This window comes from Pontimicrobium sp. MEBiC01747, from assembly GCF_053601635.1.
On record NZ_JBSHNS010000072.1, the window covers coordinates 1 to 11,996 of the forward strand.

The 11,996-nt window shown below is 31.7% G+C and carries 9 protein-coding genes; all 9 read right to left on the reverse strand.

The window, feature by feature from the left end; genetic code table 11:
• Window positions 1-2,974 (reverse strand): protein translocase subunit SecDF (gene secDF / locus ACVC2P_RS01165; protein ID WP_452596652.1); only part of this gene is annotated, 2,974 nt, incomplete at its 3' end.
• Between the two features lie 129 nt (window positions 2,975-3,103).
• A complete protein-coding gene (locus ACVC2P_RS01170) occupies window positions 3,104-3,730 on the reverse strand; it encodes a hypothetical protein (RefSeq protein WP_452596653.1) in 627 nt (208 codons plus the stop codon).
• A 167-nt stretch (window positions 3,731-3,897) separates the two neighbouring features.
• Window positions 3,898-4,545, reverse strand: a complete 648-nt coding sequence (locus ACVC2P_RS01175) for a DUF4412 domain-containing protein (RefSeq protein WP_452596654.1) — start codon at window positions 4,543-4,545, stop codon at window positions 3,898-3,900.
• Window positions 4,546-4,681: 136 nt separating this feature from the next.
• On the reverse strand, window positions 4,682-5,608 hold the full coding sequence (gene mdh / locus ACVC2P_RS01180; protein WP_452596655.1) for a malate dehydrogenase: 927 nt from the start codon (window positions 5,606-5,608) through the stop codon (window positions 4,682-4,684).
• Window positions 5,609-5,776: 168 nt separating this feature from the next.
• Window positions 5,777-6,742 carry a DUF6588 family protein gene (locus ACVC2P_RS01185; RefSeq protein WP_452596656.1) on the reverse strand — a complete coding sequence of 322 codons (966 nt, stop codon included), beginning with the start codon at window positions 6,740-6,742 and terminating at the stop codon, window positions 5,777-5,779.
• Window positions 6,735-8,672, reverse strand: coding sequence for a DNA topoisomerase (ATP-hydrolyzing) subunit B (gene gyrB, locus ACVC2P_RS01190; RefSeq protein WP_452596657.1), 1,938 nt, complete (start codon window positions 8,670-8,672; stop codon window positions 6,735-6,737). The genes ACVC2P_RS01185 and gyrB overlap by 8 nt, the downstream gene beginning before the upstream one ends.
• A 786-nt stretch (window positions 8,673-9,458) precedes the next feature.
• Window positions 9,459-10,046: a hypothetical protein gene (locus ACVC2P_RS01195; protein ID WP_452596658.1), complete on the reverse strand. Its 588-nt coding sequence runs from the start codon at window positions 10,044-10,046 to the stop codon at window positions 9,459-9,461.
• A 117-nt stretch (window positions 10,047-10,163) separates the two neighbouring features.
• The gene (locus ACVC2P_RS01200; RefSeq protein ID WP_452596659.1) at window positions 10,164-11,681 is read right to left on the reverse strand and encodes an OmpP1/FadL family transporter; all 1,518 of its coding nucleotides are present in this window, start codon (window positions 11,679-11,681) and stop codon (window positions 10,164-10,166) included.
• Window positions 11,682-11,726: 45 nt separating this feature from the next.
• On the reverse strand, window positions 11,727-11,996 hold a 270-nt coding region (locus tag ACVC2P_RS01205), incomplete at its 5' end, for a hypothetical protein (RefSeq protein ID WP_452596660.1).

Sequence of the window (11,996 nt, forward strand, 5' to 3'; positions counted from 1 at the left end):
CGGTAGCATCACCTCTCTTAACAGTATCGTACATGATTGGAGTTGCAATAAATAATGAAGAGTATGTTCCTACTACTACACCAATAATTAAGGCAAACATAAATCCTCTAATAGAATCTCCACCAAAAATAAAGATTGCTAATAATACTACTAATGTTGTTAAAGATGTATTTAATGTTCTACTTAAAGTACTGCTTAATGATTTGTCAATAACTTTATTAAAAGGCCAATCTGAGTGTTCATTGAAGAATTCACGAATTCTATCAAATACTACCACCGTATCATTTAATGAGTATCCAATTACTGTTAATATTGCGGCTATAAATGCTTGATTAATTTCCATTGAGAAAGGCATTACTTTATATAATAAAGAGAATACACCTAAAACAATTAATACATCATGGAATACAGCAGCTACAGCTCCTAAAGAGAATTGCCATCTTTTAAAACGGAATAAAATATAAAGGAAAACGACTACTAAAGAACCTAATACAGCCCAGAATGATGCAGATTTAATATCATCTGCAATTGTTGGACTTACTTTATAGTACTTCATTAATCCTGCATCTTTTTCAGAATTATCAGTAAAACTAGCATAATCCATTCCATTTAAGTAAGGTTGTAATGCAGTATGTAGCTTCTGTCTAATTTCTTCATCAACTTCTTCTGAAGCTTCATCAATTTTATACTTAGTTGTAATTTTTAACTGGTTAGATCCTCCAAATGTTTTAGCTTGAGCACTTTCAAATACTTCAGGACTAGCTAAAATATCTGTGATTTCGGCTGCATTAACATCTTGTTCAAAACGAACTTGGTATGTTCTACCTCCAACAAAATCTACACCTTGGTCCAATCCATTAGTGAATAAAGATCCTAAGCTAAATAAGATGAATGCTCCAGAGATAATATATGCCACTTTACGTTTTTTAAGAAACGCTACATCTATACCTCTAAATAAGTTTTTAGTTATTCCTGTAGAGAAATCTAGTTTTCCTCCTTTTTCAGCATACCAATCTATTAATAACCTAGTAATAAATATAGCTGTGAATAATGAAGTAAGGATACCTACTAATAATGTGGTAGCAAAACCTTTAATCGGTCCAGTTCCAAAAATAAATAATATTAAAGCCGTTAAACCTGTTGTTATATTCGCATCTAAAATAGAAGACAATGCATTACTAAACCCATCTTTAATTGCTGTTTTTTGATCTTTTCCTTTAGTTAGCTCTTCTCTAATACGTTCAAAAATAAGCACATTGGCATCTACAGACATACCAATTGTTAATACAATACCAGCAATACCAGGTAATGTTAAAACAACTTCACTAGCTAAAATACCAAAGATTAATAGAATATTTAATAACATAGCTATATCTGCATATAAACCTGCTTTACCATAATAGAATACCATCCATAATAGTACTAATACTAATGCTATTATAAATGACATTGTTCCGCTTTCAATTGCTTCTTTACCTAATGTTGGTCCAATCTCATCAGATTGAATAATTTCTGCTTTAGCAGGTAATTTACCAGCACGTAATACATTTGCTAAATCGGTAGCTTCATTAAGTGTGAAATCTCCTGCTATTTCAGAGTTACCTCCAGGAATTCCTCCAACAGTATTTACACCTGGTGCAGAATATACTATATTGTCTAAAACAATTGCAATTTGGCTATCTTGAAGATTAGCTTGTTTTGTCATTTGTTCCCATATTCTAGCACCTTTAGGGTTCATTTGCATGTTTACCACTGGCTTGTTAACTTGGTTGAATGATTGACGAGCATCATCTACAACACCTCCGCTTAATGGTGGGACACCATCTCTAGTACCTTTAAGTACGTATAACTCTGTTAATTCGCTATCTTTTCTTGGTTTACCAAATACAAATTTTACATTTTTAAGTTCAGCAGGTAATAGAGCTCTAGCTTCTCTACTATCAATCATTTCAAGTACTTTTGCTTTGTCTTTTATGTCAAAACTATATACAATTGGTCCATTTTGGTAGCCTGGCGCTTTAACTAAATCGAATAAAGGGTTAATTGCTTTTTTAGTAGTGTCTTCTTCTCCTGTTAAATCACCAATAATATCATCTTCCTCTTTTGTTTGAGTTGAATCTGTTTGAGCGGTTGCATTTTCGGTCTCTGATGCTGTATTAGCTTCTAACTTATTTTTTAATAATGTATTTACATCTTCAAAGTATTTGTAAAATTGAGCACCTTTATAGGCATCCCAGAATTCTAACTCAGCAGTACTAGTTATTAATTCCTTAGCACGTTCTACATCTTTTACACCAGGTAATTCCACTAAAATACGACCAGATGTACCTAAACGTTGAATGTTTGGAGAGGCTACACCAAATTGATCAATACGAGTACGTAGTACTTGTAATGCAGAGTTTATAGATTCGTCTATTTTTCTTGAAAGAATTGTTTTTACTTCATCATCTGATGTTCCTATTTGAATTTCGTCTTCTAAAGAACGTGTTGCAAAAATATCTGGTGAAGCTAATGTTTTGTCTCCTTTAATGGCATCAAAAGCGGCATAAAAATCATCTTTATAATCGTTTTGTCCATTTTTTTGAAGCTCGTCTGCGTCTTCTAAAGCTTTTCTAAATGTTGGGTCTTGGCTATTGTTAGCTAAACCAATTAAGATATCTTTTACAGATACTTGTAAAATAGCTTCTAGACCTCCTTTAAGGTCAAGACCTAGTTTCATAGATTTACTCTTAACTTCAGAGTATGTGTTACCTAAATATACTTTTGTAGTATCATTAACTAAAGAGTCTAGATATTTAGCTTCATAGGTACTCACTTTCTTTTTCCTACCTTCTACTGAAGCGTCGAATTTACTTTCTGCAACTTGGTTTGCTTCACTTTCTATAGAATTATTTTTAAAAGTGAAAGACAATTGGTAAATACTTACCAATCCAAATAAAAGTGCAAAGAGTTTTATTAATCCTTTGTTTTGCATTTTTCTAATGTTTGTGTCAACAAATTTAGTTGACTATTTATGTTTTTTTATATGTGATTTCTATAGCTTTTATTTAGCTATTATTTTATCAAGAAATTGTTTCCTTAATTTTTTGATTGAGGGAATTACTTATATAAAAGATGGTCCAGCTCTAACTTCTGGAATGTTATGTGAAGTATTATCTATTGCTATTGCAATAGCTTTATTTATTTTTAAAGCAACTTTTGTAAGTTGATTTTTTTCATCTACTAAAACTTCAGGTATATAGGTGTTGAAGTTAGGTGTTGAAGAACGATCGTATTCTTGTTTAAGCTCAAATGCATATTTGTTACTTAAATCTGAAGTAACATCTGAAGCATTTTGAATATCAAATACATCTAAATCGTAGTTTTTTGAAGTATCTTTATTAGGTGTATTTGAAGATTCTTGTTTATACTTATATGTTGTAGTTGATTGATTAACATCTAAACTGATGTTTTTTGAAAGGAGTTGCTTTATACTTTTTGAATCTGTATCGCTATAGTATGTGATTTTAAGCTGTTTATTTCCTTGTTCTTCTACTTGAATGTTATTAATTCCTAGGGCTTGTAGCTGCTTGGTAACAAGAGTTAAGGTTTTTTCAACCTCGCTAGATGCTGTTTTAATATCAGTAAATTGTAAAACAATCTGCTGATTTGGCATTGTTATATGCTCTTTGTGTACCCCAAGTAGGGTAAAGATTATAATTAAAGCACTAACATACCATTTTGCTTTCATGCGCCAAATATAAAAATAAAGACTGTATTTCTATAGTCTTTAAGTAATTATATTATTTATAAATTATTGAGTGTTAAAAAGCTAAAATGTAAAGGGTGTTTTAAGGATATAACTAAAAAAGAGCAACATTATCGTTGCTCTTTTTTTTATTCAAATGAAGGTGCTTCTTATTGACCATCCTTTTTTTCATAACCTTCTGGAGGTGTCATGTTAAATTTATCATCTGCTACAGTCTCTTTTTTTATGTCTGTAACTTCTGTTGTTATAACCATGTTTGTGCCCATTTGGCTCATTTTCATCACAACATATAAAGGAAACCCTTTAACTTTTTCAGCTACCATTGAAGTTTGTTGAGATCTAGCTGGGATATCTTCTGTAGTGTACATTTCCATTTCTACGTTTCCAGCATCTTGTTTTAAAACTACTGTATATTGTTTACATTCGTAACCTAAAATAGTTTTGGTTTCTGTACCAGGAGTAACTTGTATATCTTGTACTTGTTTTTCGGCTTCTTTTACATTTTGTAACATGTATTTTTTTCCTAGCATTGGATTATCCATTAATACTAATACACTCTCAGCGTTTGATACTGTTACAACATCTCCCGACATAGGGTTAGATAACTCAGATCTTGTTTTATCATTTTTAAAGTAAGTGGTCGTTTCCATAGCTCCCATCATTTCTAATTGAGCTTTAACTTGCTCATTATCGCTAGACATTGTTTGTTTAGAAACAATAACACCTTCAGTTATCTTTTTTTGAGCAGATACCATAACTGTTAATGATAGTGCTAGTAATGTAAATACTTTTTTCATTTTATTTGTTTTTATTAATCGCATACAATGTAAGTCTTTCTAGTTTTAAAAATGTTACATTATAAATTATTTTTTTAAATAAAAACCTCACAAGTAAGGACTAGTGAGGTTTTGTTATTTGAAATTAGAGTGTTTATTATAGCTCTAATAATCCGTTAGTTTTATTAACGCCTTCAGCACTTTCTGTTAAATGCGCTTTTTCTGCATCACTTAATTCTATTTCAACTATTTTTTCAATTCCATTTGCTCCTAAAATAACAGGAACTCCTATACATAAGTCATTTAAACCATATTCTCCTTCTAATAAGGCAGAACAAGGGTACATTTTCTTTTGGTCGCAAGCAATAGCTTGTACTAATCCTGAAACAGCGGCACCTGGTGCATACCAAGCAGATGTTCCTAATAACTTAGTTAATGTTGCTCCACCAACTTTAGTGTCTTGTTTTACTTGTTCTAAACGCTCTTCAGATAAAAATTCTGATACTTTTACACTGTTTCTTGTTGCATGAGCAGTTAATGGTACCATGCCTTTATCGCTATGTCCACCAATAACCATTCCGTCTACATCGCTTATTGGTGCTTCTAAAGCTTCTGCTAATCTGTATTTAAAACGTGCAGAATCTAAAGCTCCACCCATTCCTATAATTCTATGCTTAGGTAATCCAGTAGTTTTATGTACTAAATAGGTCATTGTATCCATTGGGTTACTTACTACAATGATTATTGTATTTGGAGAATGCTCTATTAAACTAGCAGATACCATTTTTACAATACCAGCGTTAATACCTATTAATTCTTCACGCGTCATTCCTGGCTTTCTTGGAATACCAGAAGTAATTACACAAATATCACTATTTGCTGTTTTAGTATAATCGCTTGTGCTTCCTGTAATTTTAGTATCAAAACCGTTTAAAGAAGCTGTTTGCATTAAATCCATAGCTTTACCTTCTGCAAAACCTTCTTTAATATCTAGTATTACTACTTCTGAAGCGAAGTTTTTTATAGCAATATATTCTGCGCAACTTGCGCCTACTGCTCCAGCTCCAACTACTGTTACTTTCATATTATTTCTTTTAATTGTAATTGTTTTTAATGATCGCAAAAGTAGTGATTATTTATCATTTTTAAACTGAAAAGCGTAAGGTTTTATCCTTACGCTTTCTAATAATTTACTATTTAATAAATCTTCTAATTTTTAATACTCAACTTATTACAGTGGTATTATATTTTTTTAGATGTTTAAATTATAGTTAATTCCAAAAAGAACATTTGCATAAACTCCAATAGTTAGCATTGAATTTATGGAAAGGTTGTTTAAATTGTAATTAACTCCTAAATCTGCCTTAAAATTTGTTTTATTGTCCTCTAAGGTTGTTAATGCCTGATTTAAAACGGAGAGTAATAGTTCTCCATTTCCTCCAATTTCGTATGTAAAAGTGCTAATATTTACACCAAGAGCAGCAGAGATATCGAATGATTTTATTTTTTTGGAAGCTAAAACATTAAATTGTAAAGATTCTCCTTCTACATTAATAGCATTTATAGTTCCTAAAACAAGATTAGCTGGAGTAAACTCGTCACTAACATTATAATTTGAGTAAGATACTAGCCCTGCTAAATTAAATGATGATTCTTTTAATGTAGGTACCCATTGAGAGATATTGTGTTGTAATCCGAATCCAAAAACTTGATAATGAGTTTTATTTATTTTAATTTTTGGGGAATATCTACTTATTAAAGTTGTGCCTTTCCATAAGCCTAGCCCCGCTTGAACTTGGTAATGATTAACATAAGATTGGTCTAAACCTTCTGGAGCATCAAATTCAAAAGTATTGTCATTTATAACGCCTTCAAAAACAACATTGCTTTTTCCGCCTAATGCAGAAGGGATGTGTGTTGTTGTTTCGGTTCCTTTAATAGTTAAATTTGTAAGATTAGATTCTTCTACTAAAATGTTTTGCTTGCTATTTGGGATAAATAATACGTTGGCTTGAAGTGATATTTCTAAATCCCAAAGTGTCTTTTTCTTTGCAGTAGTGTACCAACCTCCTGATGATTGGTATGTTGTTGCTTGTGCAGCGGGTGCTACATAATTGCCAGTAAGGAATATTAAATCGCCTGCAACATTGTCTAAATCTTGATTTTGACTTAGTGTTATTGCAGGCAATAAAAATATTACAAAAATTAATTTATGCATCAATGTTAGCATAAATTGCATTCTTTTCTATAAAGTCTCTACGTGGTGGTACTTCATCTCCCATTAGCATAGAAAATACACGATCGGCTTCTACACCATTATCAATGTGTATTTGACGTAATGTTCTAAATTCTGGGTTCATTGTGGTATCCCATAATTGTTCTGCATTCATCTCACCAAGACCCTTGTATCGTTGAATTTTAGAGCCTTCTCCAAATTCAGAAACAATTTCTGCACGTTCTTCATCGTTCCACGCATATCTCTTTTTTGCTCCACGTTTAATTAAATATAAAGGTGGTGTAGCAATATAAATATGTCCGTTTTCAATTAATTCTTTCATGTAACGGAAGAAGAATGTTAAAATTAGTGTCTCAATGTGACTTCCATCAATATCGGCATCACACATAATTACAATTTTATGGTACCTTAATTTAGATAGGTTTAAGGCTTTACTGTCTTCTTCTGTTCCTATGGTAACTCCTAAGGCTGTGAAAATGTTTTTAATTTCTTCATTTTCAAAAACTTTATGAGTCATAGCTTTTTCAACATTTAAAATTTTACCACGTAATGGTAAAATGGCTTGAAAAGCTCTATCTCGTCCTTGTTTTGCAGTTCCTCCTGCCGAATCACCCTCTACTAGGTATACTTCGCATTTTTCTGGATCTTGTTCTGAGCAATCAGATAATTTTCCAGGTAAACCACCAATACTCATTACTGTTTTACGTTGTACCATTTCGCGTGCTTTTTGAGCAGCGTGTCTGGCTTGAGCAGCAAGTATTACTTTTTGTACAATGGTTTTTGCATCGTCTGGATGTTCTTCTAAATAATCCGTTAGCATTTCTGAAACGGCTTGGCTTACAGATGCAGAAACTTCTCTGTTTCCTAATTTTGTTTTAGTTTGTCCTTCAAATTGTGGTTCTGCAACTTTTACAGATACAATAGCTGTTAATCCTTCACGGAAATCATCTCCAGAGATGTCAAACTTTAATTTATCTAACATTCCAGAGCCATCTGCAAACTTCTTTAATGTATGCGTTAATCCACGGCGGAATCCAGAAAGGTGTGTTCCTCCTTCGTGCGTGTTAATGTTATTTACATAAGAGTGTAAGTTCTCTGCGTACGATGTATTATAAATCATGGCAACTTCTACAGGAACACCGTTTTTCTCACCTTCAAAAGCAATAACGTCCTTCATTAAAGGTTCTCTTGTCGCATCTAAGAATGTAATAAATTCTTTAAGTCCTTCTTCAGAGTGAAACGTTTCACCTTCAAAAGAACCATCTTCTTTTTTATTTCTTTTATCAACTAAATGAACTGTAATACCTTTATTTAGGTATGCTAATTCACGCATTCTACTTGCAAGAGTATCATAGTTGTATTCTAATGTTTGTGTAAATATTGTCGCATCTGGTTTAAAAGTTACAATAGTTCCTGTTTTATCAGAATCTCCTGTTGCTTTAACTGGGTATAGTGCTTTCCCTCTTTCGTATTCTTGCTCCCATATTTTACCCTCTCTGTGTACAGTTGCTTTTAAGTGATCGGACAGTGCGTTAACACAACTTACACCAACACCATGTAGTCCTCCAGATACTTTATACGAATCTTTATCGAATTTACCACCAGCACCAATTTTTGTCATTACAACTTCTAGTGCAGAAACGCCTTCTTTTTTATGTAATCCTACAGGAATACCACGACCATCATCTTCTGTGGTAATCGAGTTGTCTTCGTTTATGGTTACAGTTATATTGTTACAGTGTCCTGCTAATGCTTCATCTATAGAGTTGTCTACTACCTCGTATACTAAATGGTGTAAACCTCTTACACCTACATCTCCAATATACATGGATGGACGCATACGTACGTGTTCCATTCCTTCTAAGGCCTGAATACTATCCGCCGAATATTGAGGCTTATTTTCTTCGCTCATAAATATTATTATGTATTAGTTTATTTTTTGCTTTTACACATAAAAAGATGCAATTAATGCATCCTTTCGAGTACAAACAAATATACAATTTTAAAATAGCTTTTTTAAGCTTTTTAAGTGGTTTAGTCTCTTTTTATTAACAATTGTTAATTTCTTAAAACTGGCTTAAAACGCTTAAAAAGTGCTTTAAATTAAGTTTTATAAGTTTTTTTATGGTTTCCAAAAGATAAAAAAGAATAAAGTGTAACAGGAGTGTTGTTTTGAATTAATAAAAAACTAAATGGTATTATAAAATTAACTATTGTTTAAAGGTTATTGCTTTATTTTCCTGTTAACAGTGTCAATTTTAGAAGTTGACTTTGTTTTTAGAGAAGTATTACTGCATGTTATAACTTTATTTATAGTGTAAGAGGAAACAATTATTTGCTTGTTAGCTCTTGTAAAAAGAGTTTGCTATTTAATAAAAAGTAAATTTGATTTAAGTAGTTATTTGTTATATGTGGTTACTGTTTTTTTTAAGTATTAGAAGAGCTAAGAGAAAGACGAGCATATATAATTTTAAAATTATAAATGTTGTGTAAAGTTTCTGCGTGATGTTATTTAATTGGAAGTGTATATTTTTAATACTCTGTTATAATAAAATAGTCCAATTTGAGCTTAGAATAGGGGTAAGAGGATACTTCTTCTTCAGAAAATATTTTAGCGATATATTAGTATTTACAATACACCTATGATAATAGTTTATAGAATTTCTCTAACCTTTTTTTATAGAAAAAGTGTTTTCTGTTATTGTTTTAATAGATTAGTTCTGTAGGATATAAAATGTTTTTTAAATTTTTTTAAATGCCTGTTTGGTTTCGATTTAGAAAATGCATTAAACTCTATTCTTTTTTTTAGAAGTCCTAATCGCCCAGACATAAACTCTCGCCACAATGAGTTTTCCAGTATGTTAGGTTTATTATTAGAAATCGTTATGTTATATTTTTTGTAACCTATTTTTAAAATTAATTGATCTTTTAAGTCAATAATATAAAATCTATTATTGGTCTTTTTGTTATTCAATTTATTTTTATACTTGAAGCCTTGATTAATATCGAAGAGTAATATATGTGTTTTTGCGTGGCTTTTTTGCTGTTGAGCCCAATCTGTTATTCTCTTTTTAGCCCATTTTTCTTTCATTAAAAAATAATGAACTTCTTCATCTTCCTCTCCTTCGTGTTTATTTAAAATGGCTTTATGTTCATTGCAATAAGCCTCATTAATATTATAAATACAGAAACCTATGGCGTGTGCAGATTTTTTTAATTTAGCCCAATTGTTGTTTTGGGCATAAGATAGACTAGAGAATAATATTAAACTTAATATGAGCTTCATAGTTATAGTTTTAAGTTCTGTATACACAAATATAAGCTAGTACTATTTGTAAAGACAAAAAAAAGACCATAACAGTTTTTGTTATAGTCTTTTGCTTGTACTTGTATTTTATGTTTTTTATAATCTAAACCCTAGAGATAAAGTAATGTTAGAGTTTATATTATCTATAGTTGTAGCATCAGTAAGTCCTGTGTTATACAGTTGGTAATTTGTAGAGCGTTTAGCTTGATCGTAGGTTAAATCTAATCTAGTGTTGCCAAAATTATACCCTAAGCCTAAAGAATAGCCAGTTAAATCACCAATAGTGGTTTCGTTTTTATATGGGCTTTCTTCAAAACGATATCCACCTCTTAAGCTAAAGTTTTTTATTTTGTATTCTCCACCAACTTTATAAGTTGCTGCGGCTTGCAAGTTATTACTAATAATAGCGTTCTGGGAAGCAAAATAAGTGTCAGACGTTGGTTTAAATTTAGTGTTGCTGTAATCTTTACGAGAATAATCAAAACTAATTAAACCTTGTTGTCCAAAAATATAGGCAAAACTTGCTGTTATTTTTCCTGGAGCTTGTAGTCTATATCTAGGGAAAATATTAATAATTTGTGGATCTACAATTTGTAAAACATCTGAACCTCCTTCTGTTCTTAAAGTTTCTATATATTGTGTAGTTTCTTCTTCTATGCTTAACCATGTTGGTGAATCGTAAGATAGCCCTAAACGTAAAGCATTAGATACTTTATATATACCTCCTAACTGAAACGAAAATCCTCTACCAATAGTAGATAAGTTGTTTTCAAAACCTACTTGGGTGACAACAGATCCAGCATTAGCATTTTCTTCATATAAAAAGGTAGTACGCTCATAATTTAAAAAATGAGAATTTAAGTTTAAACCTAAGTATAAGTTATCTGTATACTGTGCTCCTAGATTAAAGGCTATTTTTCCATTGTAACCTGTAGCGGCATAACTGTATTCTTGATTAAAATTTCCTGCGGCAATATTGGAGTTGTAAACCGTGTTATCGTCATCTAATGTTTCAGGTTCTAATATAAAAGAGTCATATCCTAAATAGGCTTGTTGGTTTACATAACCATAAGCGCTTCCAATACCAGCATAAGCATCTGATGTGTTTTCTCCTGGTAATGCAGAGATTTGATCTAGTCTTAGGCCTTGAGCGTTATTTAAAAAGTAACGATCTATAGATGTTGTATTTGTGCCTGAACTAAACCAATCGTCATTATAGTTTTTTGTATTATCATAGGCAATGCCTAATGTTACTTTTTTCCAATTTGAATCTTCTTTATAATTTTTAAAAACAAAAACAGCTCCTCCTTGTTGTAGGGAAATATCTGAGTTTGAAGAATTGTTTCTTCCGTTAAAAAAAGAAGTCTCATTATCATTATTGTAGCTAGACAGAGAAACTGATGCGTAACTATTAGTAAATATAGCGGAGCCAGCAGGGTTTAAGCTTATAGCACTTAAATCACCTCCCAATGAGTTAAATGCTCCGCTTAATGCACGATATCGTGCCGTTCCCTGTATGTCTCCGTTACTATATCTTAATGCGTCATTAATGTCTTGAGCGCTAATTATAGGCATAGATAAGATACCTATGAATAGTAATATTAACTTTTTCATATAATTAATTTAATGTCTTAATCGTGTAATTTTTTTTTTTGAATTCTAGTTTCTTCTTCTTGAGCTTCCTCCTCTGGTAGCTCTAGAAGAACTTGAACTTCTTGGAGCGCTAAAAGATCTGCTAGATCTTTGCGTTCTTGTACCAGAAGACGGCCTTACTCTAGTGCCAGAAGAACTTGGGCGAACTCTTGTACCAGAAGATGGTCTTACTCTAGTTCCAGAAGAACTTGGGCGAACTCTTGTGCCAGAAGACGGTCTTACTCTTGTTCCAGAAGAACTTGGACGAACTCTTGTTCCAGAAGATGGTCTTACTCT

Excerpts from the sequence above, each read along its gene's own strand:
- ACVC2P_RS01170 (WP_452596653.1), bottom strand. The coding sequence starts at position 3,730 with ATGAAAGCAAAATGGTATGTTAGTGCTTTAATTATAATCTTTACCCTA.
- ACVC2P_RS01175 (WP_452596654.1), bottom strand. The coding sequence starts at position 4,545 with ATGAAAAAAGTATTTACATTACTAGCACTATCATTAACAGTTATGGTA.
- mdh (WP_452596655.1), bottom strand. The coding sequence starts at position 5,608 with ATGAAAGTAACAGTAGTTGGAGCTGGAGCAGTAGGCGCAAGTTGCGCA.
- ACVC2P_RS01185 (WP_452596656.1), bottom strand. The coding sequence starts at position 6,742 with ATGCATAAATTAATTTTTGTAATATTTTTATTGCCTGCAATAACACTA.
- gyrB (WP_452596657.1), bottom strand. The coding sequence starts at position 8,672 with ATGAGCGAAGAAAATAAGCCTCAATATTCGGCGGATAGTATTCAGGCC.
- ACVC2P_RS01195 (WP_452596658.1), bottom strand. The coding sequence starts at position 10,046 with ATGAAGCTCATATTAAGTTTAATATTATTCTCTAGTCTATCTTATGCC.
- ACVC2P_RS01200 (WP_452596659.1), bottom strand. The coding sequence starts at position 11,681 with ATGAAAAAGTTAATATTACTATTCATAGGTATCTTATCTATGCCTATA.